The organism is Micrococcus sp. iso_229 (genome assembly GCF_058072725.1).
In genome coordinates this window covers 113,527-135,945 of record NZ_CM176514.1, presented here as the reverse complement: position 1 = coordinate 135,945, position 22,419 = coordinate 113,527, and the positions used below count along the sequence as shown (strand labels likewise).

The window sequence follows — 22,419 nt, the reverse complement described above, 5'->3', positions numbered from 1 at the left end:
CGACACGCCGCCGTTTCTCGAACGAAAGCGTCCGGGGGTCACCCGGCGTCGCCGTCGCGCGGGGCCGGGGCGGCGCGCCGTTCCTCATCCTCGGCGAGGGCCGACTCGAGGCGCTCGAGCTTGCCGTCCAGCTCGCCGGTGTGGCCGGGGCGGATGTCCGCCTTCAGCACGAGCGAGACGCGGGAGCCGTACGGGGACACGGCGTCCACGGCGGCACGCACGACCTCCATCACCTCGTCCCAGTCCCCCTCGATCTCGGTGAACATCGAGGAGGTGCGGTGCGGCAGGCCGGAGGCGCGCACCACGGCGACGGCGGCCGCGACCGCCCGGTGCACGGACGCGGTGTCCGCGTCACCGGGCAGGTGCTCGGCGTCGGCGGGCTGGCCGGAGGGGGCGACGGAGAAGGCGACGATCATGGCACCAGTGTGCCTCGCTCCCGCCGCCGGCTCACCCCCCGAGCACCGGCTGCAGGGCCTTGAGCAGCTCGTTCACGCCGATCGCCACGAACACGGCCGCGGTCAGGCCCAGCAGGGTGTTGCGGACCCAGCCGTTGCGGAACTGCCGCGGCACGTCCTTCGTGTTGTTGAGGAACAGCAGGGTCACGGCCAGGAACGGCATGAACAGGGCGCCGAGCGTGCCGTAGAGCAGGATCAGGAAGATCGGCCGGTCCAGGAACAGCAGCGCCATGGGCGGCAGGGTCAGCCACAGCAGGAAGAAGCGGCCGGGCTTCGAGGACAGCGACGGCGCGTCGTCCTGGTCCAGCTCCTCGGCGGGCCGGCGGAAGTTCGTCCAGAAGTCCGCGAACATCAGCGAGACGCCGTGCCACACGCCCAGCAGGGAGGAGAAGGACGCGGCGAAGAATCCGACGAGGAACACCGTGGACCACGCCGAGCCGTAGCGCTCGGCCAGCACGTCGCCGACGTCGAGCAGGCCCTTGTCACCCGAGGAGATCGCCAACCCCGCCGAGTGCAGCAGCTCGACGCCCATGATCATGGTGGCGATCACGAAGATGCCCGTGAGGATGTACGAGGTCGCGTTGTCGAACCGCATGACCTTCAGGTACTTCGGGACGTTCCAGCCCTTCTCGCGCAGCCAGTAGCCGTAGGCGGCGAGCGTGATGGTGCCGCCGACGCCGCCGGCGAGGCCGAGCACGTAGAACATGACGTCCGGGTCGCCGGAGGGCAGCTGCGGCACGAGACCGGCCAGGATCGCGCCCAGGTTCGGGGCTGTCAGGGCCGCGGAGAGCAGCACGGTCACGAACATGACGCCGATCAGCACCGTCATGAGCCACTCGATGAGGCGGTACCTGTCCAGCCAGACCAGCCCCAGGCCGATCAGGCCCGCGGCGATCGCGAACACCTTGCTGTCCACCCCGGGGAACAGCGCCGCGAGCGGCAGGGCGGTGGAGGACATCGCCGTCGCCCCGTACACGATGCCCCAGATGAGGATGTACGGGCCGAAGTACCAGGACGTCCAGGCCCCGAGGGTGCGCCAGCCCTGGAAGATCGTCTTGCCGGTGGAGAGGTAGTAGCGGCCCACGCCCTCCACGAGCACGATCTTGAAGATCACGCCCAGCACCACGGCCCACAGCAGCATGTAGCCGTAGCGGGAGCCGGCGGTCAGGGTGGCCACCAGGTCCGCCGCGCCCACGCCCGTGGCCGCGGCGACGATGCCCGGGCCGAGGGAGTTCCAGCGCGGGCGGATCGGCGTCTCGTTCAGTTCGGCGTCGGTGAACCCGACGATGTCCGGGTTGTGCACGGGGCGCCCGGGGTCGACGGCGTGGGCCATGGGATGCTCCTGCGATCGGGGATGCGAGTGATGCGAGTGATGCGAGTGGTGCAATAAGTATCACGCATGGAAGCGACGCCGCTCACATCCTTCCGCGGTGCTTCACACGTGCGTCCCGTCCGCCTCCACCGCGATCCCCAGCTCGTTGCCCGGGATCGAGGCGAGCAGCCGCCGCGTGTACGGGTGCCGGGGGTTGGTGAAGACCTCCTCGGAGCTGGCCGCCTCCACCACCTGGCCGTCCTTCATGACGCACACGTAGTCGGAGATGAGCCGCACCACCGCCAGGTCGTGCGAGATGAACAGGTAGCTCAGCCCCAGCTCGTCCTGCAGGCGGCGCAGCAGCGTGAGGATCTGGTCCTGCACGAGCACGTCCAGCGCGGAGACCGGCTCGTCGCACACGATCAGCTCGGGGTTCAGCGCGAGCGCGCGGGCGATCGCCACGCGCTGGCGCTGTCCGCCCGAGAGTTCGGCCGGGTACCGGCGGTGGAAGTGGGAGGGCAGGGCGACCTGGTCCATGAGCTCGAGCACGCGCGCCCGCCGCTGCCTGGCGTTGCCCCGCCGGTACGTCTGCAGCGGCTCCTCGATGATCCGGCCCACCGTGAACGAGGGGTTGAGCGAGGAGAAGGGGTCCTGGAACACGGCCTGCACACGCTGCCGGAAGTCCTTGAGCCCCTCCCCCTTCAGCGCCAGCACGTCCTTGCCCTCGAAGCTGATCTCGCCCGAGGTCGGCTCGATCAGCTTGAGCAGCATGCGCGCCGTCGTCGTCTTGCCGGAGCCGGACTCGCCGACAATCGAGACGGTCTTGCCGCGCGGGATCTTCAGGGAGACGTCCTTCGCGGCGGTGAAGTCCTCGTGCCCGCGCACGGGGTAGACCTTCGTGAGGTCGCGGATCTCCACCAGCGGGGTGAGGTCCTGCTTCGCCAGGGCCACCGTGGTCAGAGCCGCGGTGTCGTCCTCGGCCAGGTCGGCCGGGGCGGGATCGAAGGCCTCGGGCAGCAGGCGGGCCGCCGCCACCGACGGCGCGGCCGCCACGAGCGAGCGCGTGTAGGCGTGCTGCGGGTCCTCGAGGATGGCCCGCGCGTCGCCGGACTCCACCACGCGTCCGCGGTGCATCACCACGAGCTGCTGCGCCCGCTCGGCGGCGAGGCCGAGGTCATGGGTGATCAGCAGCACGGAGCTGCCGAGCTCGCGGGTCATCTCGTCGATCTGGTCCAGGATCACCTGCTGCACCGTCACGTCCAGGGCGGAGGTCGGCTCGTCCGCGATCAGCAGCTGCGGCCGGCACGCCAGGCCGATGGCGATCAGCACGCGCTGACGCAGGCCGCCCGAGAGCTCGTGCGGGTACTGCTTGGCCCGCCGCGCCGGCTCGGGGATGCCGGCGCGCTCCATCACCTCGACGACGGCGGCCCCCACGTCCTTCTTCGTCGCCATGCCGTGGGTCAGCAGGGTCTCCCCGATCTGCTGCCCCACCCGGGTCACGGGGTTGAGGTTGGACATCGGGTCCTGCGGCACCAGCCCGATCCGGCGGCCGCGGATGCCGCGCATCCGCGACTCGGGCAGGCCCACGAGCTCCTCGCCCGCGAAGCGGACGGAGCCTGCCGTGACCCGGCCGTTGCCGGGCAGCAGGCCGATCGCGGCCATCGCGGTGGTGGACTTGCCCGAGCCGGACTCGCCCACGATCGCCAGCGTGCCCCCGGCCGGGAGCGTGAGGGACGCGCCCTCCACGGCCTGCACGGTGCCCTGCTGGGTGGTGAACTCCACGTCCAGGTCGCGGATCTCCAGCAGCGGGGCGCCGGCCGCGGGGACCGCGGGCGCCGCGCCGGGGCCGGGCGCGCCGTCGTCGTGCTTGGGGTCCATGGTCAGCGCCTCCGGGAGGTCGGGTCGAGGGCCTCGCGCAGGGACTCGCCCAGCAGGGTGAAGCCGAGCGCGGTGATGGCGATGCACAGGCCGGGCAGGAACGCGAGCCACGGGTTGATGCCCAGCTCGGCCTGCGCGTAGGTGAGCATGCGGCCCCACTCGGCGGTCTCGGGGCGGCCGCCGCCGAGGCCGAGGAAGGACAGGGCGGCCGCGTCGATCACGGCCGTGGCCAGGGTGAGCGTGGCCTGCACGATCACGGGGCCCAGCGAGTTCGGCAGCACGTGGGACATCGTGATCCGCCCGCGCGAGAGGCCGAGGGTCTGCGCCGCGAGCACGTAGTCCGACCCCTTCTGCGTGAGCATCGAGGACCGCAGCAGCCGCGCGAACACGGGCACCTGCGCCACCCCGATCGCGATCATCACCGCGAACGGGGTCTGCCCGAGGATCGCCGCGATGGACACCGCCAGCAGCAGATTCGGCACCGAGAGCAGGATGTCCACCACGCGCATCACCACGGAGTCCACCCAGCCGCCGAACGTGCCGGCCAGCAGGCCGAGCAGCATGCCACCGACCAGGCCGAACGCCGTCGAGATGACGCCGATGAGCAGCGAGGCCTGCGCGCCCCAGATCAGCTTGGAGAGCACGTCCCCGCCGAAGCGGTCCAGGCCCAGCGGGTAGCCGGCCACCTCGCCGGGGCCGGGCACGTGGGTGGGGCGGATCTCGCGCATGCCGGGCGTGGCCGTGCCCGCGTACGGGGCCAGCACCGGGGCGAGGACGGCCACGAGCACGAAGAGCAGCACGATCACGGCGCCGGCGATCGCCGCCGGGTTGCGGCGCAGCCGCTGGAACGCGGCGCCCCACACGGAGGTGCCGCGCGCGTCCGCGGCGGCCTCGGTGGTCGCCTGGGTGGCCCCGGCCTCAACGGGCGCCAGCGCGTGGTCGACGGCGTGCTCGGTGGGTCCGCCGCCGGGGCTGGGGGGCAGGTTCACGCTCATGAGACACGCACCCTCGGGTCGATGAGGCCGTAGGAGACGTCCACGACCAGGTTGATCAGCGAGTAGAGCAGGGCGATGAAGATGATGAAGCCCTGCAGCACCGGGAAGTCGAGCTGGAAGATCGCCTGGGCGAGGAACCGGCCGATCCCGTTGAACGCGAACACCGTCTCGGTGAGCACCGCCCCGGAGATCAGCAGGCCCAGCTGCAGGCCGAGCGTGGTGCTCACCGGCAGCAGGGCGTTGCGCATGATGAACCGGTCCCGGATCAGGCGCGGGGCCAGGCCCTTGGCGCGGGCCGTGCGCACGAAGTCCGCGTCCTGCACGTCCAGCACGGAGGCGCGGGTGATGCGCGCGATGATCGCCAGCGGGATGGTGCCCAGCGCGATGCCGGGCAGCACCAGGTGGGTCAACGCGTTCAGGGCCGCGTCCCACTCGGCGGTGATGATGCCGTCCCACACGTAGAAGTTCGTGTAGTGGGTGGCGTCGATCCGCGGGTCCTGCCGGCCGTCCGTGGGCAGCCAGCCCAGCTTCACCGCGAACACCCACTTGAGGATGAACGCCAGGAAGAACACGGGCACCACCACGCCGATCAGGGACAGCACGACGGCGACGTCGTCCTGCCACCGGCCCACATGGCGGGCGGCCCAGTAGCCGAGCGGGATGCCGATGACCACCGCGAACACGATCGCGAAGATCGAGAGCTCCAGCGTGGCCGGGAAGCGGTCCGCGAACTCCTCGACCACGGACCGATTCGTCATGATCGAGGTGCCGAAGTCGCCGCGCAGCAGCCGCCCCATGTAGGTGACGTACTGCTCGAGCAGGGGCTTGTCGAAGCCGTACGCCGCGTTCACCCGGGCCACGGCCTCGGGGGTGGCGCGGTCGCCGAGCAGGGCGGTGGCGGGGCCGCCGGGCAGGCTGCGGACCCACACGAACAGCAGGACGGACAGTCCGAACAGGGTGGGGATCAGCAGCAGCAGGCGCTTGCCGATGAGTCTGAGCACGAGGGGCCTCCATGCCGGCGCGGGGGCCGGGCCGGTCGGTGCGAGGGACGGGCGGTGGCGGGCGGGCCCGCGACGACGGCGCCGGGGCGCGGCGCCGTCGTCGCCGGTGGGGCGGGTCGTCCCCGGCCCGGCGGGCTCACTCGGTCAGGTCGATCTCGTTGAAGACCTCGTCGTTGACCGGGCTCGCCGGGTAGGAGGCCACGCGCTTGTCGAAGGCCAGCGACGGGGCCGGGTGGGCGAGCGGGACCGCCGGGACGATCTCGGAGATCTGCTCGTTGATCTCCTGGTACTTCGGCGTCTGCTCCTCGAGCGTCGGGATCTGGCGGGCCTCCTCGAGGGCGGAGAACAGCTCCTCGTCGGTGAAGCCGAACTCGGGCTTCTCCTGGCCGAAGAACACGCCCACGAAGTTGTCCGTGTCGTTGTAGTCGCCGGTCCAGCCGAGCAGGTGGATGCCGTGGTCCGCGGAGCCCTGCACCTGGTCGAGGTAGTCCGGGCTCCACTTGGCCGGCTTCGCGTTCACCGTGATGCCCACCTCGGCCAGCTGGCTCGAGAGGTTGGAGAACGCCTGCTCGGGGGTCGGCATGTACGGGCGCGAGACGCCCGTGGGGTAGTTGAAGTCGATCGTGAAGCCGTCCGGGTAGCCGGCCTCGGCGAGCAGCGCCTTGGCCTTGGCGGGGTCGTGCTCGTACGTGGTGACGTCCTCGCTGTACCCGTTCACGGACTTCGGGATGAACTGGGTGGCGGGCTCCGTGCCCTCGGGGAGGGTCTGCGCGATCAGGGCGTCCTTGTCGATCGCGTGGGCGATCGCCTGTCGCACCCGGACGTCCTGGAGCTCCTCCTTCTCCTGGTTCAGGCCCAGGTAGAGGATGGTGAACGGGTCGCGGGCCACCACGTTGAAGCCGGCCTCGGACAGGGCCGCGGTGTCCGCGGGGGCCACGAGGTCATAGCCGTCGATGTCCCCGGCCTCGAGCGCCTGACGGCGGGCCACCGGGTCGTCGATCACGCGGAAGGTGATGTCCGTGACCTCGCCGCCCTCGCCCCAGTAGTCCTCGTTGGCGGTGAGCTTGATGTCCTCGCCCACGCTCCAGGACTCGAACGTGTAGGGGCCGGTGCCGGTGGGGTGGGCCCGGGCGTACTCGGACATCTGCGGCGACTCGGCGGTGCCGCCCACCTCGTCCGCCTTGTACTCCTCGAGCGCCTTCGGCGACTGCATGGCGAAGGCCGGCAGGGACAGGGAGGAGATGAAGCCCGCGAACGGCTGCGCCAGCGTGATCTTCGCCTCGTGCTCGCCGGTGGCCTCGCACTCCTGGTAGACGGCGTCCTCGGGCTTGTCCGCGAAGCCGCGGAACAGCTTGCCGTAGTAGTACGAGAGGGTCTCCGACTGCTGGATGCCCGTGAAGTTGTACCAGCGGTCGAAGTTGGCGCACACGGCCTCCCCGTTGAACGGCTCGCCGTCGTGGAAGGTCACGCCCTCCTTCAGCTGGAACGTGTGGGTCAGGCCGTCCTCTGAGGACTCCCAGGACTCGGCCAGCAGCGGCGCGGGGTCCGCGGTGCCCGGCTTCGTGCCCACGAGGCCCTCGAAGATCTGGCGGGAGACCCGGAAGGTCTCGCCGTCGGAGGCGAAGGCCGGGTCCAGGGTCTTCGGGTCCGAGGACGCGGCGAAGATGAACGAGCCGTCCACCTGGGCGGCGTCGCCCCCGCCCGAGCCGCCGGAGCCGCCGTCGTCGCGCTGGCTCTGGGCGCAGCCGGTGACGAGCAGGGCGCCGGCCGCGGTGAGCGCGGCGGCGGACAGGAGTCGGTGACGCAGACGGGTGGCCATGGGGGCTCCTCCGGGAGAGGTCTCAGCCGAGACGCGGGTGCGAGGGGACCGCGCCGTCGGGTGTGACCTCGGGCACGCTCCTGGACGTGACTATAGCCACAAGCGCGGGCAGGAACGCAACGCAGGCCGCGTCTGCGCGTGCGGCACGGCGCCCTCAGGCCCCGGTGGGCATCCGCTCCCGACGCGCGGCGGCCCGCTCGCGGACCCAGCGCAGCACGTCCTCCGGACGGTTGGTGGTGAGCTCCTGCACCCCCTGGGCGAGGAGGAAATCGGCGTCCTCGCGCTCGTCGACGGTCCACACCCGCAGCCGCCGCCCCGCCGCCAGCCACGCCTTCACGTCCGCCAGGTGCTCCCGCACGTAGGCCACGGAGGGCCCCGCCATCCCGGCCCGGCCGCGCCAGACGAGCGCCTCGGACCCGGCCAGCGACTGACGCGCCGCCGCACGCACCGCCGCCCGGCTCAGCGGCCCCCGCGCGAGCCGGGTCGGCAGCTCCGTCGGCATGAGGTCCATCAGGGGGCAGAGGGGGTCCGTGCCGGCCAGCGGCGCCACGTGGCGCAGCGCGTCCGGATGGAAGCTCATGAGGGACACCTGCACCTGACCCAGTCGGCCGGTCTCCGGGTCCCAGCCGGCCCGCAGCAGCTCCCGCAGCACCCGCTCCTCGAGCTCATGCCCGAACGGGGAGGGGTGCTTGAGCTCCACGGCCAGGCGCAGCGGCCGGTCCGCGGCCGCCGCGATCGCCAGGAGGTCGGCCAGGGTGAGCACCTGCTCCCCCGCGCCGCCGTACACGGCGGGCGGCGCCGTCGTCGTGGCGGGCTCGGCCCCCGGACGCCGGGCGTGCCACGAGACGACATCGAGGCCGCGCAGACGATCCAGCGTGTGTTCCGCGACGGCGCCGCGCCCGTCCGAGGTGCGGTCCACGGTGGGGTCGTGCCAGCAGACGACCTCGCGGTCCCGCGTGAGCTGGACGTCGCATTCGAGACCGTCCGCGCCCACGGCGAGGGCGTGGAGCATGGCGGCGCGGGTGTGCTCGGGGAAGGCGGCGGAGGCGCCGCGGTGGGCGATCACGAGGGCGGGCACGCCGCCAGGCTAGGGAGCGCGTGTGCCGGCCACGTCACCGCAGGGTGCCCGGCTGGTTAACTGGTGGGGACCATTCGGTGCGCGCGATCAGGAGCCTTCCGTGTCCCTCTCCCCCGACCCCGCCCAGCAGCTGCTCAGCGCCGGCGCCCTCGAACGCGCGGCGGGCCTGCGGCGCATGAAGGCCGTCGCCCTGGGGCTGCTCATCCTGCTGGCCGTGGTGTTCGTGGTCGCGTTCCCGTTGCAGGACACCCACCCGGTGTGGGGCTACGTGCGCGCCGCCGCGGAGGGCGGCATGGTCGGCGCGCTGGCGGACTGGTTCGCGGTCACGGCGCTGTTCCGCCACCCGATGGGGGTGCCCGTGCCGCATACCGCCCTGATCCCGCGGAAAAAGGACCAGCTCGGCGCCGCGCTGACCGAGTTCGTGCAGGAGAACTTCCTGGACTCGGAGGTCGCCCACGAGAAGGTCGACGGACTGAAGGTGGCCGAGGCCGCCGGCGGCTGGCTGCGCCGTGAGGAGAACGCGGCCCGCACCGCCCGGGAGATCGCCACGGCGGCCCGGGGCGCCATGGCCGCGGCCGACGACGACGCCGTCCAGGAGCTGCTGCGCCAGCTGATGGAACGCCACATGGTGGCCCCGGACTGGTCCCCCACGCTGGCGGGCGTGCTGGAGGACGTGGTGGCCGGACGGCACCACGAGCGCGTGGTGGACCTCGTGGTCGCCCACACCGGGGACTGGGTGGCCGCCCACCCCGAGCTGTTCGTCGAGACGGTGCGCCGTCGCTCCCCCGAGTGGAGCCCGGACCTCGTGGACCGCCTCCTCGCCGAGAGACTGCACGCCGAGACCCTCAAGTATCTCGCCGGCATCCGCCGCGACCGGCAGCACGAGGCCCGCCGCGCCGTCGACGATTGGCTCGACCGCCTCGCCGACGAGATGCGGAACGAGCCCGCCACCCGCGCCTCGGTGGAGCGGTTCAAGCGGAACCTGTTCGCGGACGAACGGCTGCGTGCGTGGGCCGGGCGGGCCTGGGTCTCCCTGCGGGACTCGCTCCTGGACGCGCTCGAGGACCCGTCCTCCGACCTGCACCGCGCGCTCGTGGCCGCCCTGCGCGACCTCGGCGCCCGCCTGCAGGAGGACCCCGAGCTGCGCGACCGTGTGGACGGCCACGCCCGCCGCGCCGCGGCGTATGCGCTGAGCTCCTACGGCCCGGCGCTCACCGGGGTGATCGAGGAGACGGTCGCCCGCTGGGACGGCGAGCAGACCGCGCGCACCCTCGAGCTGTTCGTGGGCAAGGATCTGCAGTTCATCCGCATCAACGGCTCGGTCGTCGGCGCGCTCGCGGGCCTGGCGATCCACGGGGTGGCGACACTGTTCCTCTGAGACGCGGCCCCTGCCCCGCACTTTCGAACGTGACATGGGGCGAATGGGCGCTTTCGAACGTGAGATAGGGCCTCTCTCACGTTCGACAGCGCGGGGGCGGGGGCGACGGACGCGCGGGGGCGGGGCCGTCAGGCGGCGGGCTTGCCCTTCTTCTGCCTGTCGTCTTTCTCGTCCTTGCCGCCGGGCAGGGCGCGACGGATCGCGCCGAAGACGCCGCCGTCGTCCTTGGTGCCATCGGCGCGCCCCTGCGCGGCGCCCTCACGGATCTCGCCGGGGATCACCATCGGCAGGGGGCCGAAGAGCTCCGCGGCGTTCTCCATCACGGCCTTGCCCATGGCGCGGTTGCCCACGCCGCCGATCACGGCGCCCACGCCGAACGGCACGGCGCGGCCCACGAAGCCGGCACCCTGCCGCAGGAGCATCTTGCGCATGAACGTCCTCTTGAGGCGATCCACCACGAACGCGCTGATGCCGGTGCCCGATGCGGTGCCCGCGAGCGCGTTGAGGCTGGACTGCGGGTCGTAGGGACGGCCGGCCTTGGCGGCGGCCTCGCGGAGCAGCTCCTTGGCGTCGTCGCCGAGCATGAGGCCCATGACGAGGGCCTGGGCGCGCTGCGGGTCCTGCGTGGTGATGCCGTGCAGCTCGGCGAGGGACTGCGCGTAGAGGGCGGTGGCCTCCATGAAGCCGACGACCGCGGCACCGGACAGGCCGAGCGCGGCCACGGTGCCGATGCCCGGGACGATCGCGGTGCCGCCCACGGCGGCGCCGGCCCCCGTGACGGTGGTCAGGTACTGCTGCCCGAGCCGCTCGGCGAGACGCTCCGGGCTCTCCCCCGGGTGCTTCGCCGTCAAGCGCTGGATGTTCTTCAGGACCAGGGGGCGCTGGACCGCCAACACCGTGGAGAGGGCCTTCTCGAAGCCCTCCGTGGGCTCGCCGTTCTCATCGAGTGCCGACTTCAGCCCGAAGTCCTTCACCTTCCCGGACGCGTACCGGCCGATCGTCGAGTTCTTTGCCATGCGCGCCACAGTATCGGCGCGCGACCCCCGCGGTCAGGACCCGGGCGTCGCCGCGCGCAGGGAATGCTCGAGGAAGATGCGCACGTCACGGACCTCGTCGGGGCCGGTCCCGTGCAGGATCCCGGGGTAGGTGCGCACGGTCAGGCGGGTGTGCTCCTCGGCCCACGCGCGGGTGTGGGCGACGGCGTCCGGATGGATCACGGGATCCTCGGCGTCCCGGCCCCAGAAGAACGGGCGCGGGCCCGGTCCCTCGGCCGGGGAGTCGAGCATGGCCAGCAGCTCGTTGTCGACGGCGAAGCCGCTCAGGCCCACACCGCAGGTGAACGCCTCGGGGCGCAGACGCAGGACCGTCGTCGCCATGGCCATGCCCTGGGAGAAGCCGAGCACCGAGACCGTGCGGAAGCCGGCCGCCACGACCTCCTCGGCGGAGAGCACGTCGAACACGCGGTGGGCGGCGGCGAGCACCTGGGCGAAGTCGGACTGCAGCAGCAGGTCGAGCAGGAACCAGCCGTGCGCGCCGGGGTCGCCCGGGCCCTCGGAGGCCGTCTCGTCGATCTCGAAGCCGCCGCGCACCGCCAGGCCGGTGCACCGCTCCGGGAGCATCGGGAAGTGGCGGCGCGCCGCGCGGACCTCGTTGGAGCCGTAGCCGTGGAACACGAGCACCAGGTCCGTGCCCGCGCGCTCCGCCGGCGGGCGCGACCACACCACGCTGTGGCCGGAACTGATCGTCTCGGTGACTGGTGGGGGCGTGGGGCTCATGGCTCCATCCTAGGGAGGACCCCCGACCGGGCGTCATGCCTGGTCAGGGGCCGTTTTCGCGTGGGCCCTGCGGGGATCGAACCCGCGACCGGCGGATTCTCGAGGCCTGGTCCTGGACAGTACGCACGGGGTCCCGTGCCCCGCACGATTCCGCGGATTCCGCGGCCCCGCCCTCCGCTGTTGGCCCTGTCGGAACACGTTGTTTCCGGACGTTTAGGGTGGGTAAAGGGTGGGCTGTTCACAGGTGTTCGGCGGCACCATGGGAGACTCCCCGTATGACGACGCGCCCGCGCTCCGCCACGCTCACCGCCCTTGCCTGGTTGGCCGCCCTGTCCCTCTCCGGGTGCGGGGGCGATGACGCGGGGCCACGCTCCGCCGCCCCTACCTCCGCGACTCCCACCCCTGCCCCCGCGGCCGTGGAACAGGCCGCCCGGGCTACGTGCATGGACCTCCTACGCGCTCAGGAGCGGAACAGCGCGGGCCGCCCAGGCCAGTTCGCATTGCTGGACGTCAAGTTCCAGGGGCCATTCCTAGAGGGATACGCGCCAGGCCACCCTCCCGTGACCGTCTACAACGCCACAGCGGACTACAGCACCCAGCCGACTGGAAGTAGAGACGCGCAGAGCATGGCCCCCCAGTCCTACACCCGCACGTGCACCTACACGCCCGCCCATGGAGACTCCCGGGCCAAGGCCGAGTGGGGGCCGAACCGTCACCGCTGACCCGCCGCAGACCCGGCAACGGCCAGCCCCCATACTCATCGCATGTGGCTACTGATTCTTAGCATCCTCCTCATCGTGGGCGGCCTCGTGCTCGGTGTGCTCGGCCTAAGAGCGGCCCCGCCGGTCTACTTCGAGGACAACGGGGATGGCACCGCGACATTTCACAACGAGATGGAGCCGGGCCAGGGCGCGGACATTCAGCGCAAGGCCCAGCGTCTGACAAGTTGGGGCCTCATCCTGAGTTCCTCGGGCGGTGTCCTAAGCGTCCTCCCGTCGCTGTTCGGAGTTTCCTAGGTCCACGGCTATCAGCCCCAGGACGACGGCGGCCCCGCCGCCCGGTGAGGGGCAACGGGGCCGCAGGTGGCCGGTAGGTCGGTCAGGCGGTGGTGTCGGGGTCCACGGTGGTGGACCCGGCGGCCTGGACGGCCAAGGCAGCGGCCACAGCACCGTTCAGGCCTCCGGCCCCCGGGATGCCCTGGGCCTCTGCCTCGGCATCGTCCAGGGTCACGGCGAGGCCGGCCAGCGTGGGGGCCTCGGCCAGGGCGGCGGCCATGTCCGTGTCCTCGGTGATCGCGGCGTAGCGGGCCAGGGTGGCGCGCTCCAGGCGGTCCCCCAGCGCGGGGGTGGCGGCCGGGTCCCCGCCGTTCACGGCCAGGTAGGTGGGTGCCCACTCACGGACCGCCTGGAGGGTTGGGACGTCGGCGGTGGCCACGATCTGGTCCAGGGTAGCCCCCGCGCCCAGGCGCATCTCCACGCGCCGCCAGACGTCGGCGGTGGAGCCGGTGGGGCCAGGGACCTTGGCCAAGGCCATGGCGTTCAGGCGGGCCGCCCGTTCGTAGTCGTCACGGATCGGGCGGAGGGCCTGGGCGTAGGCCGCACGGGCGGCGGCCTCGCGGTCCTGGCGCTGGCGGGTCAGGGCCTCCGGGGTGAGGTCCGGGTCCTGGTAGGTGCGGGCCGTCTGCATGGCCGCGTAGTAGGCGTGACGGACTGCGGTCAGGTTGGCGGTGATGGTCTGTGTGGTTGTCATGCCGGCGGGTCCTTTCGAGTAGGGGTGAGGAGCAGGGACGGGGCCGCGCGGGGGTGCCCGTTCACTGGGGCTCGGCGCAGTCACCGGGCGTCCTCGGCAGCGAGAGCGGCGTAGACGTGATCCAGGCGGCGAACCACGGCGGAGACGTTGCGGGTGGCGGCCAAGGCGTCCAGGTCCTCCATGTGCGGGTCCGCCTGGTCCAGGAGGGCGTGCGCGGCATCCAGGACGTCGGCCACGACAGCCAGAGCCTCCGGAGTGAGGGCAGCGGATACGGATGGGTCCATGGGCTCCACTGGCCAGCCGGCGAGGCGGGCCAGGTGCGCGAGAGATAGCCGCGGGCCAGACGGGGTGATCTTCCCGGCCGGAGTGAGGGCCTGGAGGACACTGGCGGCCATGCGGCCCGTGAGCGGGTCCATGACGGCCACGCGGCCGACGTCTTGCAAGCGGGGCGTCCGGGTGCCCGCCTCCAGGTACTTGAGCCAGCGGAGGGAGACCCCCATCCGGTCCGCGGCCTGAGCCTGGGTAAGACCCGCGCCGCGGCGGAGTGCGCGCATTTCACGCCCGAACGGTGCCGCGTCAAGGGCACTGGTCAGGGGCACAGAGGCGGGCTGGCGGCTCATGCGCGGTCCTCCCAGTCGGCCTCGGCGAGGTTCAGGCGGGCGGCCAGGGCGGCGACGTTGACGGCCAGCATGGTGCGGAGGTCGGCGGGGGTGGGTTGTGCCGGGTGGGTGGTGGTGGTGCTCATGGTGTGCTCCTCGCGGTGGAACAGGGTGGGCGTGGTCAGGTGTGGGCCTGGGAGTCGTCGGCCGTGGTGGCGGTGATGCCGGCCAAGTCCTCGGCGTGCTGCGCCACGATGTCCGCGACGATGCGGGCCATGGCTTCGGCGTCTTTGGCCGCGGCGTCGGCGACGGCTGCCAAGTCCTCGGCATTTCTGGCTGCGGTGTCCAGGTAGCGGCCGCTGGCGTGCTGGTCCTCGGCGGGGTGCGTGCGGATCACCGGCGGTCCTCCAGGCTGGGGAGGCGGTCCAGCGTCGGGCGGGCGTCCTGCGCCGCGCTCGAGGCCGTTGCGGGCGTTCTGGCTGGCGTGGGGGCATCGGGGGCGGGGATGCCGTGGCGGGCGGCCAGGACAGCGAAGAACGGGGCTGCGGTGCGGAGGGTCCCCGCAGGGATGCGGCGGTGGTGTCTGGTGGCGGTGGTGACCATGGTCAGTTCCTAGGTGCTGGGCCTCCAGGCGTAGAGGCGGATGGATCGGGGCCACGGGGTGCGTGGTAGGTGGGGCGGCGGTCGTGCGGGGAGGGTCAGGCGGTGAGGGCGTCGGGGTCCTCGGTGTAGTGCTCGGCGGCCCATGCCAGGAGGCGGGCCTCCTGTTCTGCCTTGGAGGGGGTCCTGTCGTCATTCATGGCGTCGGACTCGCGCACGCGCGTACCGGAGTTGGGCTGGGAGGTGATGGGTGGTTCCTCTGGTGGTTCCTCCCGTGTTCCTCCGTGTGGTTCCTGGGTTCTCTTAGGGGGGTCCACGGCGGTCCCCCTCCTAGGTCCACCACGGTCCCCCTGGAGGGGGTCCACGACGGTCCCCCTCTGGGGGTCCACCACGGTCCCTACCTGGGGGTCCATGGCGGTCCCCCTGGCAGTCGCGGGCCGCGCCGTCCAGGTGACGTTCCGCCCTCGGCCGGACGGGACGTAGGTGGTCCCAGGCGCGAGGTTCAGGGCGTATTCCGCACGGATTCCGGCGCGGGCCGTACCGCTGGAGGTGATGGCCCCGGCCTCGGTGAGCGCGGTCAAGGCCTTCACGGTGGTCCGCTTGGCAGAGGCGCGGTTGCCCTCCAGGTCCAGGCCTAGCGCCCGGGCCACGGCCTCCCACCCGCCGTAGTAGACCGGCGGGCGGTCAGAATCGAGGGCGGTCACGGCCATGAACACGAGCGCGTGGAGGTCCCGGTGCGAGAGGCGGCCGCGCCAGTAGGTATAGGCGGCTATGACGTTGCTCGCGCCCATGGGTGCCCTCCTTCCAGGCCTGTGATGCGGGTGGTGGGTGTGCCGCTCATGCGGCGGGAGCGGCGGTGTCCTCCGCAGGGTCCTCGGCCCCCACGGGGACGGCCTCCCAGACGCGGACAGGGCGCGCGGACCCGTCCGGGGACCGCTCCAGGGCCAAGCCCGCAGGACGGATCACACGGGCCGCGTGGAGGTGACGGACGACGGCCCCGAAGTGGGCCGGGTGAACCGGCTCCGGGAGCGCGGCGCGGAGGCGGGCCGGGGTGAACGGCTCCCCCATGGTGCGGGCGGCTGCTGTGGCTGCGCGGACCCATCCGGACGGGAGGCGAGCGCCGGCGGCCGGGGTGCGGGCCTCCACGTCTAGGACGGCGGGGTCCAGGCAGTAGCGGTCGGGGGCGCTCATCGGTCGTCCTCGGCAGCCACCTGGGCGTCCTCCCATGCCTCCACGTCGGCCAGGCGGTACCGGAGGCACTTCCCGACGCGGAACCCGCGGGGGCCGTAGCCGGTGGATCGCCAGTTGTAGACGGTGGCGACCGGGACGCCCACGCGGGCGGCAAGGTCCTGGGGGGACAGGTGGGTGACGGGGCGCGGCGTCGTGACAGTGACGGGGGTGGTGTTCATGGGTGCGGTCCTCTCAATGGGTCCAACGTGGTGTTCTACCGTTGTAAACACGAAACCATGTAACCACGCCTAGTGCTTTACGGTCAACCACGATTTGTGGCACCTTGGAGGCATGACGAACACACCAGAACCACCCGGCGCGGAGACGGAGGCTCGCTTCGTGGCCGCCATGAAGCGCCTCCGAGAGGAGAGCGAGTGGTCACAAGGGGAGATGGCCCGACGCATGACGGAGTTGGGGTGGAAGGGTTTCCACCAGACGACGATTTCCCGGATCGAGAAGGGAGAGCGGCCGGTGAGACTCGGGGAGGCCCAGGGGATCGCGGCGGCCCTCAACGTCACCGTGGATCAGATGATTCACGCGGGTGAGGACAACTTCACCGGAGGGGCGGACCTGGAGCGGGCCGCCGCGGCCGTGCGTGGCCTATACCGCCTCCAGGGGGAGTTCAATACCCGGGTGCAGACCATGACGTGGTTGGTGGATGAGGCCAGGCGCGCCCTGTCCGGGCGGGACCGCGCGGAGGTCGCGGACGACAGGCACCCACTTACCCCCGTCGTTCAGATGGTCCATGCCCGTGCCGTTCGGTACATGGACCACCCGGAACCCGCATCCCTTCGGCCCCTCAACGAGGTTCTGGACCTGGGCGAGGGCGACGCCACAGACGGGGAGGGCTGATCATGCCGCGCCCGCCGTTGGCTGTGGGCACCTGGGGACGCATCAGTGACCCCAAGGAGGTGGCCCCCGGGGTATTCCGCGCTATGGCCAAGGTCCGGGACGTGGACGGGGTGACGCGCAAGGTGGAGGCCCGGGCGTCCTCCAAGGAGCGCGCCCGGCGCGCCCTGGAGGCCCGCCTCCGCGCCCGCACAGCCCCGCCCGCCGGCGAGGTCACCCCGGACACCCGCGTCCGCGACGTCGCCCGCCTATGGCTGGCAGAGGTGGAGGCCCGCGGCCGGGCGGCCAACACCGTGAAGCGGTACCGGATCACCGTGGACCTGCACGTCTGCAAGGCCCGCGGCGGCGTCGGGGAACTCCGGGTGAGGGAATGCACCACGTCCCGGATGGAGGCGTTCCTCCGCGGCATCGCGCGGGACCACGGGGCACCCTCGGCCAAGGTGGCGCGGACGGTCATGTCCGGCGTCCTCGGTCTGGCTGCCCGGCATGACGCCATCCAGGGGAACCCACTCCGAGAGGTGTCCCCCATCTCCGTCCCACGGAAGGAGGTGCGCGCCCTGTCGCCGGCGGACGTCCGGGTCCTGCGGCGGAAGTTGGCGGCCTGGCAGTCGGAGCCACCGGTGAACGGGAGGCGTCGGCGGCCGGACGATCTGCTGGACGTCGTGGACGTCATGTTGGCGACGGGGTGCCGTATCTCGGAGGCGCTGGCCCTGCGGTGGCAGGACGTGGACTTGGACGCCCGGAAGGTGGCCATCACGGGTGCCGTCGTCGTGGCGGGCCGCGGGGGCGCGGTGCGCCAGGATCATCCCAAGTCGGCCGGGTCCGTCCAGACTTACACCGTGGACGCGCACACGGCGGACATGCTCCGCGGCCGGTGGGAACGGTCCATGGACCTGGACCTGGTGTCCCCGATGGTGTTCCCGTCGTCCACGGGGACTGTCCGGGACCCGTCGAACTACCGGAAGCAGTGGCGGACGGCGCGGGAGGCTATCGGATTCGAGTGGGTCACCCCGCACACGTTCCGCAAGACGGTTGCCACGCGGCTGGCGGACGCGGAGGGCCTGGCCGCAGCGTCGGCGTACCTGGGCCACTCCGGGGAGGCTGTGACGCGGACGCACTACCGGGCCAAGGCACCGGAGGCGGCGGACATGACGGCGGCGCTGGCCGGGTTCTGGGAGACCTATGACGAGGAGCAATCATGACTACAACGGGTTTTTCCCCCGATGATGATGATTTCCGACTCTCACCTGAGCAGGCGGAAAGACTGCGCAAGGCGCTTGATCCATTACAAGATTCAATGTTGAAAGCCACGGCCACATTGGGTAAATCACTTGCGACGGCAATGCCATCCCTGAGCCCTAAACTGACCGTTCAATTGACTGAAGTTATGGCGCAGGTGAATCAGCAACTCGCGCCCAGCCTCGCATCCATGGCGGAGGTCACCGCCCAACTGAATCAGCAACTCGCGCCCAGCCTCGCATCCATGGCGGAGGTCACCGCCCAACTGAATCAGCAACTCGCGCCGACGCTGGGCAATGCCGCAGAGGTGCTCGCACAGTTTCAGGCAAAGACTCATATCCTGGTAGGGCGTTTGGACCTCTCAGCCCTTGCGGCCGTGGGACAGGAAATCGCCAGCAGGCCCGACCTCGCCCGCGAGTTGAACCAGGCCGGTTCGAGCAGTGATGACCTCTCCGCCGCGGCTAATTTGGTCATAGCCAGTGTTCCGCCTGAGGGGGACTCCTCCCTATCACCCGAGGCCCTCCGCCTGGGAATATTCGCGGCGGTCACCATCGCATGGTTCGCCGTTGCACTGCCGGTCGCCATGACCGCCCCCGACCCATCACTCGTGAACTGGCTATGGAATCTGGCGACAAGAACGCTGGAGGGGGCTGGCGTGGCCGGGTACGTCGCTCACAAAGTCGTGCCATCGGATGCCGACGAGGCCAGCCAATCGACGGAGTGAATCGGGTGGGTAAAGGGTGGATCGTGGCCACCAGACCCTCACCAGAACGGCCCCTGACCGGGCGTCATGCCTAGTCAGGGGCCGTTCTCGGGTGGGCCCTGCGGGGATCGAACCCGCGACCGGCGGATTAAAAGTCCGATGCTCTGCCAGCTGAGCTAAAGGCCCCCGCCCGCGGCCGGCGACGACGGCGTGCGGCCGACGACGGCGACCCTCGCGGGCGTCCTCCGATGGTAGCCCAGGCGTCCGGGGCACTACCGTGGACGGGGCCGCCGCCTCCGGCGACCACATCCTCACCCCGATGCGCCCTCGAAGGGAGCCCGCCCATGGCACGTCACCGCCTGCCCGCCGGCCGCGGCGCCAGCTCGAGCGCCTCGGGTGTGCTGCGCCCCCACCGGCCCCGCCTCTCGGAACCGCAGGAGCTCACGCACTTCGCCGGCGGCGAAGACCCGCAGGAGGTGGCCGCGGCCGCCTCACGCCTGGCCCACGCCCTCGTGGCCGGCGGCCGCGCGGAGGAGGACCCGGCCGTCGTCGAGCGGCTGGTCGGGCTGGTCCGCGAGCTCGGCGTCGAGACACTCGCCGAGCTGTGGGCGGACGCCCCGCCCGTCTCGCTCGCCGGCGCCCTGTGGCGCCTGTACGCGCTCCAGGAGGCGACGGCCCGCGACGGCGAACGCTGGGCCGCCTGGTACCGCGCCGGGCACGCCGCCTACGCCTCGCGCGTCGTGGCGGGCGCCGTCGAGCCGCCGGGGCCGGCCGAGCTGCGCCGCCTCACGGACACGATCCTCACGGGCGCCTACCGCTCCGAGATCGACGTCGCGTTCGAGCGCGCCGCGGCCTACGCCCGCGTCGTGGCCCTGGGCCAGGTCGAGCACGCCGAGGGCTCCGAGGCCGCCGCCCCGGACCGCGCCGCCGCCCTCACCCGCCGGGCCGCGCGCCTGGTCAGCACCGCCGACGCCCTGGAGGCGGCGGGTCGAGCGTTTCGGGACGGGTCGTTAGACTGATGGGGACGGCGCCGGGCCGCTGGTAACCCCGGGCTCCAACACATAGCCGCTGCGAGCGGCCTTCCGCCGAGAGGCGTTCCCGGTCCGGCGTCGTCGTCGACCCCTTCGCCACCCGTCGACGAGAGAGCGACCGCTGCCCATGTCCCCCCGCATGCCCTGGCTCGTCACGCGCGACACCCCGGCGCTGCGCCACATGGCGGACCTCGCCGAGGCCCTGCACCGGGCGGTGCACCTGGTGGCCCAGGTCGCGGGGACGCGCGGACCCGAGGCGGACCGTGCCGCCCGTGAGCTTGAGGAGCTCGACTCGTCCTCGAGCGCCACCCTCATGGCCTTCCTCACCGCGCTGCGCAGCGCCTACGTGACTCCGCTGCCCCGTCAGGACCTCTACCGGCTGGCCAGCGGCGTGCACGCGACCACCCGGCGCGTCGTGTCGGCGGGCGTGCTGATCCAACGGGCCGACCTCGAGGAGCTGCCGACGCACGCCCTCGACGTCCTGGAGACCGTGGGCCGGCAGGCCGAGCTGCTCGCCCGCGGCGCCGCCGAGATGCGCGACCTCGATGCCCTGGAGGCCACGTGGATGCAGCTGCTGCGCGCCTCCCGCCGCACGGAGCGGATCATGGTCGAGTGGCTCGCCGACCTCGGCATGGACCTGCTGCAGCGTGACTACAACCGCCAGCGCGAGGTCGCCTGGGCGCTGCACGCGGCGCTCGAGGCCCTCTCCCGCGTGAACATGGACCTGGGCATGGTGCTCGTCCGTGAGTCCTGAGCCGGTGGAGGCGCCGTGACCGCGGGGCTCGCCGTCGTCCTCGTGCTGCTGTGCGCCGTCGGCGCGCTGATGGGGTTCCGCGACGCCCCCAACGCCGCGGCGCTGCCTGTCCGGTACCGGGCGCTGACCCCACGCGGGGCCCTCCTCCTGACCGGGGCGGTCAACACCGTGGGCGCGCTGCTGGGCATCGGGCTCATCACGCTGAGCGTGCACTACTTCACCTCGCCCGCGGTGCGCAGCGAGATCGGCCCCCTGGCTGTGGGCGTGTCCTGCGCGGTGACCCTCGTGTGGGGTCTGCTGCTGTGGTGGCGACGCCTGCCCGGCTCCAGCACGCACGCGCTGATCTCCGCGCTGGCGGGCAGCCACCTCGCCGTGCGCCTGAGTCTGGACGTCGACGTCGCCCACTCCATCTTCGACCTCGTCCGCGCCGAGGTGCTGCTCAGCCTGCTGCTCTCGCCCCTGATCGCGTGGGCGCTCGCCCGCCTGCTCACCGCCCCCGCCATGCGGCTCGCCACCCGGGGCACCACGGTCAACGTCCAGCATCGGGCCCGCGTCGCGTTGGGCATCTCCGCCAGCGCCATGGCCATGGGCCACGGCCTGCAGGCCGGTCAGCGCATGGGGGTGCTGTGGGCCGCCGTGCTGGTGGGGTCCGGGTCCGTCCTGGCGCCGGACGCCCTGACGGCCGAGTTCGTGGGGGGCGCGTTCCTGTTCGCCTTCGCGGTCGGGCTCGGCACGCTGGGCGGCGCCTGGCGGATCGCCTGGACCCTCACCGAGCGTCTCGTGCGCCTCGACCCCCTGCGGGCGTCCGTGGCCGCCGTCATCCCCGGGGGCCTGCTGTTCGTCGGCTCCCTGGTGTTCCACCTGCCCCTGTCCTCCACCCACACGGCGACGGCGGCCATCGTGGGTGCCGGCCAGACGCAGACCTACGCGTCCGTGCGCTGGCCCACCGTGCTGCGCGTGGTCGGCTGGTGGCTGCTCACGCCGGTGGCCTGCGCCCTCCTCGGTCTCCTCGGCACCCTGGCCCTCGTCCCGCTGGCCTGAGGCCGCGCCCGACGACGGCGGCCCGGCCCCGCAGACGGAGCGACCCCGCCCGGCGTGGGGCCGGACGGGGTCGGGGACGGAGCGCGGGGCGGCTCAGCCGAAGCGGCCGGAGACGTAGTCCTCGGTCTGCTGGCTCGAGGGGTTGTTGAAGATGACGTTGGTGTCGTCGTACTCGATCAGCTTGCCGGGCTTGCCGACGCCCTGGATGTTGAAGAACGCGGTCTTGTCCGCCACGCGCGCGGCCTGCTGCATGTTGTGCGTGACGATGATGACCGTGTACTCCTCCTTGAGCTCGTTGATCAGGTCCTCGACGGCGAGGGTGGAGATCGGGTCGAGCGCGGAGCAGGGCTCGTCCATGAGGATCACGTCGGGCTGCACCGCGATGGAGCGGGCGATGCACAGACGCTGCTGCTGGCCGCCGGAGAGGCCGGAGCCGGGCTTGTCGAGGCGGTCCTTGACCTCGTTCCACAGGTTGGCGCCGCGCAGGGACTTCTCCACGAGCTCGTCCGCACGGGACCTGTTCAGGCGGGTGCCGTTGAGCTTGTAGCCGGCCAGCACGTTGTCGCGGATGGACATCGTGGGGAACGGGTTCGGCCGCTGGAAGACCATGCCGATCTGGGAGCGGACGCGGACCGGGTCCACACCGGGCCCGTAGATGTCCTCGCCGTCGAGCAGGAGCTGGCCGTCCACGGTGGCGCCGGGGAGCACCTCGTGCATGCGGTTGATGCTGCGCAGGAAGGTGGTCTTGCCGCAGCCGGAGGGGCCGATGAAGGCGGTGACGGAGCGGGGGGCGATGTCGATGTTGACGCCCTCGACGGCCTTGAACTTGCCGTAGAAGACATCGACGTCGATGGCCTGGATGCGCTTGGACATGAGTGGTTCTGTTCCTTCGTGGAAGTCTCTGGGGGGGTGCGACGGGGTCGGGGCCGGCCG

At 71.9% G+C, this 22,419-nt stretch carries 27 protein-coding genes and 1 tRNA gene; 9 read left to right on the top strand and 19 right to left on the bottom strand.

Annotated elements, in window-relative coordinates; genetic code table 11:
• Window positions 1-38 precede the first annotated feature (38 nt).
• The 7 genes from AC3RKA_RS00660 to AC3RKA_RS00630 all read right to left on the bottom strand — a co-directional run bounded on the left by AC3RKA_RS00660 (window position 39) and on the right by AC3RKA_RS00630 (window position 8,538).
• Window positions 39-416, bottom strand: a complete 378-nt coding sequence (locus AC3RKA_RS00660) for a thiamine-binding protein (RefSeq protein WP_049158136.1) — start codon at window positions 414-416, stop codon at window positions 39-41.
• A gap of 31 nt (window positions 417-447) precedes the next feature.
• Window positions 448-1,788 (bottom strand): Nramp family divalent metal transporter, encoded by a 1,341-nt coding sequence (locus AC3RKA_RS00655; RefSeq protein ID WP_065572811.1) that lies wholly within the window; start codon window positions 1,786-1,788, stop codon window positions 448-450.
• A gap of 102 nt (window positions 1,789-1,890) precedes the next feature.
• A complete protein-coding gene (locus AC3RKA_RS00650; RefSeq protein WP_256835928.1) occupies window positions 1,891-3,645 on the bottom strand; it encodes a dipeptide ABC transporter ATP-binding protein in 1,755 nt (584 codons plus the stop codon).
• 2 nt (window positions 3,646-3,647) lie between these two features.
• Window positions 3,648-4,640 (bottom strand): ABC transporter permease, encoded by a 993-nt coding sequence (locus AC3RKA_RS00645; protein ID WP_049158139.1) that lies wholly within the window; start codon window positions 4,638-4,640, stop codon window positions 3,648-3,650.
• Complete coding sequence (locus AC3RKA_RS00640; protein WP_002856116.1) at window positions 4,637-5,641, bottom strand: ABC transporter permease; 1,005 nt, start codon at window positions 5,639-5,641, stop codon at window positions 4,637-4,639. The genes AC3RKA_RS00645 and AC3RKA_RS00640 overlap by 4 nt, the downstream gene beginning before the upstream one ends.
• Before the next feature lie 136 nt (window positions 5,642-5,777).
• Window positions 5,778-7,460 carry an ABC transporter substrate-binding protein gene (locus AC3RKA_RS00635; RefSeq protein WP_489727324.1) on the bottom strand — a complete coding sequence of 561 codons (1,683 nt, stop codon included), beginning with the start codon at window positions 7,458-7,460 and terminating at the stop codon, window positions 5,778-5,780.
• 154 nt (window positions 7,461-7,614) lie between these two features.
• Window positions 7,615-8,538: a glycerophosphodiester phosphodiesterase family protein gene (locus AC3RKA_RS00630; protein ID WP_144879341.1), complete on the bottom strand. Its 924-nt coding sequence runs from the start codon at window positions 8,536-8,538 to the stop codon at window positions 7,615-7,617.
• A gap of 100 nt (window positions 8,539-8,638) precedes the next feature.
• Between AC3RKA_RS00630 and AC3RKA_RS00625 the strand changes: the two genes are divergently transcribed.
• Complete coding sequence (locus AC3RKA_RS00625) at window positions 8,639-9,916, top strand: DUF445 domain-containing protein (RefSeq protein ID WP_002856110.1); 1,278 nt, start codon at window positions 8,639-8,641, stop codon at window positions 9,914-9,916.
• A gap of 128 nt (window positions 9,917-10,044) precedes the next feature.
• Here AC3RKA_RS00625 and AC3RKA_RS00620 read toward each other — a convergent pair whose 3' ends face one another.
• Window positions 10,045-10,932, bottom strand: coding sequence for a hypothetical protein (locus AC3RKA_RS00620; RefSeq protein ID WP_489727323.1), 888 nt, complete (start codon window positions 10,930-10,932; stop codon window positions 10,045-10,047).
• Between the two features lie 33 nt (window positions 10,933-10,965).
• Window positions 10,966-11,691, bottom strand: coding sequence for an alpha/beta hydrolase (locus tag AC3RKA_RS00615; protein ID WP_041103593.1), 726 nt, complete (start codon window positions 11,689-11,691; stop codon window positions 10,966-10,968).
• Between the two features lie 560 nt (window positions 11,692-12,251).
• Here AC3RKA_RS00615 and AC3RKA_RS00610 point away from each other — a divergent pair.
• Window positions 12,252-12,413, top strand: a complete 162-nt coding sequence (locus AC3RKA_RS00610; protein ID WP_166795279.1) for a hypothetical protein — start codon at window positions 12,252-12,254, stop codon at window positions 12,411-12,413.
• Between the two features lie 42 nt (window positions 12,414-12,455).
• Complete coding sequence (locus tag AC3RKA_RS00605; RefSeq protein ID WP_069941076.1) at window positions 12,456-12,707, top strand: hypothetical protein; 252 nt, start codon at window positions 12,456-12,458, stop codon at window positions 12,705-12,707.
• Window positions 12,708-12,789: 82 nt separating this feature from the next.
• On the opposite strand, the gene AC3RKA_RS00600 is transcribed toward AC3RKA_RS00605, so the two are convergent.
• The 8 genes from AC3RKA_RS00600 to AC3RKA_RS00565 form a co-directional block, all read right to left on the bottom strand.
• Window positions 12,790-13,440, bottom strand: coding sequence for a hypothetical protein (locus tag AC3RKA_RS00600; RefSeq protein WP_489727322.1), 651 nt, complete (start codon window positions 13,438-13,440; stop codon window positions 12,790-12,792).
• Between the two features lie 80 nt (window positions 13,441-13,520).
• Window positions 13,521-13,994, bottom strand: a complete 474-nt coding sequence (locus AC3RKA_RS00595; RefSeq protein WP_166795280.1) for a helix-turn-helix transcriptional regulator — start codon at window positions 13,992-13,994, stop codon at window positions 13,521-13,523.
• A gap of 62 nt (window positions 13,995-14,056) precedes the next feature.
• Window positions 14,057-14,185, bottom strand: coding sequence for a hypothetical protein (locus tag AC3RKA_RS00590; protein WP_256093403.1), 129 nt, complete (start codon window positions 14,183-14,185; stop codon window positions 14,057-14,059).
• A gap of 35 nt (window positions 14,186-14,220) precedes the next feature.
• Complete coding sequence (locus tag AC3RKA_RS00585) at window positions 14,221-14,436, bottom strand: hypothetical protein (protein ID WP_069941079.1); 216 nt, start codon at window positions 14,434-14,436, stop codon at window positions 14,221-14,223.
• Window positions 14,433-14,642, bottom strand: coding sequence for a hypothetical protein (locus AC3RKA_RS00580; RefSeq protein ID WP_069941080.1), 210 nt, complete (start codon window positions 14,640-14,642; stop codon window positions 14,433-14,435). The genes AC3RKA_RS00585 and AC3RKA_RS00580 overlap by 4 nt, the downstream gene beginning before the upstream one ends.
• A gap of 95 nt (window positions 14,643-14,737) precedes the next feature.
• Window positions 14,738-15,430 carry a hypothetical protein gene (locus AC3RKA_RS00575; RefSeq protein ID WP_134417036.1) on the bottom strand — a complete coding sequence of 231 codons (693 nt, stop codon included), beginning with the start codon at window positions 15,428-15,430 and terminating at the stop codon, window positions 14,738-14,740.
• Window positions 15,431-15,476: 46 nt separating this feature from the next.
• A complete protein-coding gene (locus AC3RKA_RS00570) occupies window positions 15,477-15,830 on the bottom strand; it encodes a hypothetical protein (RefSeq protein ID WP_069941082.1) in 354 nt (117 codons plus the stop codon).
• Window positions 15,827-16,048 (bottom strand): helix-turn-helix transcriptional regulator, encoded by a 222-nt coding sequence (locus tag AC3RKA_RS00565; protein ID WP_489727321.1) that lies wholly within the window; start codon window positions 16,046-16,048, stop codon window positions 15,827-15,829. Before AC3RKA_RS00565 ends, AC3RKA_RS00570 begins: the two co-directional genes overlap by 4 nt.
• 169 nt (window positions 16,049-16,217) lie before the next feature.
• Between AC3RKA_RS00565 and AC3RKA_RS00560 the strand changes: the two genes are divergently transcribed.
• From AC3RKA_RS00560 to AC3RKA_RS00550, 3 genes are all read left to right on the top strand, one after another.
• Window positions 16,218-16,721: a helix-turn-helix domain-containing protein gene (locus AC3RKA_RS00560; protein WP_241246541.1), complete on the top strand. Its 504-nt coding sequence runs from the start codon at window positions 16,218-16,220 to the stop codon at window positions 16,719-16,721.
• An 83-nt stretch (window positions 16,722-16,804) separates the two neighbouring features.
• The gene (locus AC3RKA_RS00555; protein ID WP_489727320.1) at window positions 16,805-17,920 is read left to right on the top strand and encodes a tyrosine-type recombinase/integrase; all 1,116 of its coding nucleotides are present in this window, start codon (window positions 16,805-16,807) and stop codon (window positions 17,918-17,920) included.
• Entirely contained in the window at window positions 17,917-18,681 is a 765-nt protein-coding gene (locus AC3RKA_RS00550; protein ID WP_134417039.1) for a hypothetical protein, read from the top strand. Before AC3RKA_RS00555 ends, AC3RKA_RS00550 begins: the two co-directional genes overlap by 4 nt.
• A 92-nt stretch (window positions 18,682-18,773) precedes the next feature.
• Here AC3RKA_RS00550 and AC3RKA_RS00545 read toward each other — a convergent pair.
• Window positions 18,774-18,846, bottom strand: a tRNA-Lys gene (locus AC3RKA_RS00545).
• 158 nt (window positions 18,847-19,004) lie between these two features.
• On the opposite strand from AC3RKA_RS00545, the gene AC3RKA_RS00540 reads away from it, so the two are divergent.
• From AC3RKA_RS00540 to AC3RKA_RS00530, 3 genes are all read left to right on the top strand, one after another.
• Window positions 19,005-19,679, top strand: coding sequence for a hypothetical protein (locus AC3RKA_RS00540; protein WP_256837066.1), 675 nt, complete (start codon window positions 19,005-19,007; stop codon window positions 19,677-19,679).
• A gap of 139 nt (window positions 19,680-19,818) precedes the next feature.
• Window positions 19,819-20,445: a hypothetical protein gene (locus AC3RKA_RS00535; RefSeq protein WP_044658636.1), complete on the top strand. Its 627-nt coding sequence runs from the start codon at window positions 19,819-19,821 to the stop codon at window positions 20,443-20,445.
• A gap of 15 nt (window positions 20,446-20,460) precedes the next feature.
• A complete protein-coding gene (locus tag AC3RKA_RS00530; protein WP_489727319.1) occupies window positions 20,461-21,486 on the top strand; it encodes an inorganic phosphate transporter in 1,026 nt (341 codons plus the stop codon).
• 93 nt (window positions 21,487-21,579) lie between these two features.
• Here AC3RKA_RS00530 and pstB read toward each other — a convergent pair whose 3' ends face one another.
• Window positions 21,580-22,359, bottom strand: a complete 780-nt coding sequence (pstB, locus tag AC3RKA_RS00525) for a phosphate ABC transporter ATP-binding protein PstB (protein ID WP_489727318.1) — start codon at window positions 22,357-22,359, stop codon at window positions 21,580-21,582.
• Window positions 22,360-22,419 lie beyond the last annotated feature (60 nt).

Coding starts and splice junctions, on each gene's coding strand:
- AC3RKA_RS00660 (WP_049158136.1), bottom strand. CDS start 416: ATGATCGTCGCCTTCTCCGTCGCCCCCTCCGGCCAGCCCGCCGACGCC.
- AC3RKA_RS00655 (WP_065572811.1), bottom strand. CDS start 1,788: ATGGCCCACGCCGTCGACCCCGGGCGCCCCGTGCACAACCCGGACATC.
- AC3RKA_RS00650 (WP_256835928.1), bottom strand. CDS start 3,645: ATGGACCCCAAGCACGACGACGGCGCGCCCGGCCCCGGCGCGGCGCCC.
- AC3RKA_RS00645 (WP_049158139.1), bottom strand. CDS start 4,640: ATGAGCGTGAACCTGCCCCCCAGCCCCGGCGGCGGACCCACCGAGCAC.
- AC3RKA_RS00635 (WP_489727324.1), bottom strand. CDS start 7,460: ATGGCCACCCGTCTGCGTCACCGACTCCTGTCCGCCGCCGCGCTCACC.
- AC3RKA_RS00620 (WP_489727323.1), bottom strand. CDS start 10,932: ATGGCAAAGAACTCGACGATCGGCCGGTACGCGTCCGGGAAGGTGAAG.
- AC3RKA_RS00615 (WP_041103593.1), bottom strand. CDS start 11,691: ATGAGCCCCACGCCCCCACCAGTCACCGAGACGATCAGTTCCGGCCAC.
- AC3RKA_RS00605 (WP_069941076.1), top strand. CDS start 12,456: ATGTGGCTACTGATTCTTAGCATCCTCCTCATCGTGGGCGGCCTCGTG.
- AC3RKA_RS00600 (WP_489727322.1), bottom strand. CDS start 13,440: ATGACAACCACACAGACCATCACCGCCAACCTGACCGCAGTCCGTCAC.
- AC3RKA_RS00595 (WP_166795280.1), bottom strand. CDS start 13,994: ATGCGCGCACTCCGCCGCGGCGCGGGTCTTACCCAGGCTCAGGCCGCG.
- AC3RKA_RS00590 (WP_256093403.1), bottom strand. CDS start 14,185: ATGAGCACCACCACCACCCACCCGGCACAACCCACCCCCGCCGACCTC.
- AC3RKA_RS00580 (WP_069941080.1), bottom strand. CDS start 14,642: ATGGTCACCACCGCCACCAGACACCACCGCCGCATCCCTGCGGGGACC.
- AC3RKA_RS00575 (WP_134417036.1), bottom strand. CDS start 15,430: ATGGGCGCGAGCAACGTCATAGCCGCCTATACCTACTGGCGCGGCCGC.
- AC3RKA_RS00570 (WP_069941082.1), bottom strand. CDS start 15,830: ATGAGCGCCCCCGACCGCTACTGCCTGGACCCCGCCGTCCTAGACGTG.
- AC3RKA_RS00565 (WP_489727321.1), bottom strand. CDS start 16,048: ATGAACACCACCCCCGTCACTGTCACGACGCCGCGCCCCGTCACCCAC.
- AC3RKA_RS00560 (WP_241246541.1), top strand. CDS start 16,218: ATGAAGCGCCTCCGAGAGGAGAGCGAGTGGTCACAAGGGGAGATGGCC.
- AC3RKA_RS00555 (WP_489727320.1), top strand. CDS start 16,805: ATGGCCAAGGTCCGGGACGTGGACGGGGTGACGCGCAAGGTGGAGGCC.
- AC3RKA_RS00550 (WP_134417039.1), top strand. CDS start 17,917: ATGACTACAACGGGTTTTTCCCCCGATGATGATGATTTCCGACTCTCA.
- AC3RKA_RS00540 (WP_256837066.1), top strand. CDS start 19,005: ATGGCACGTCACCGCCTGCCCGCCGGCCGCGGCGCCAGCTCGAGCGCC.
- AC3RKA_RS00535 (WP_044658636.1), top strand. CDS start 19,819: ATGTCCCCCCGCATGCCCTGGCTCGTCACGCGCGACACCCCGGCGCTG.
- pstB (WP_489727318.1), bottom strand. CDS start 22,359: ATGTCCAAGCGCATCCAGGCCATCGACGTCGATGTCTTCTACGGCAAG.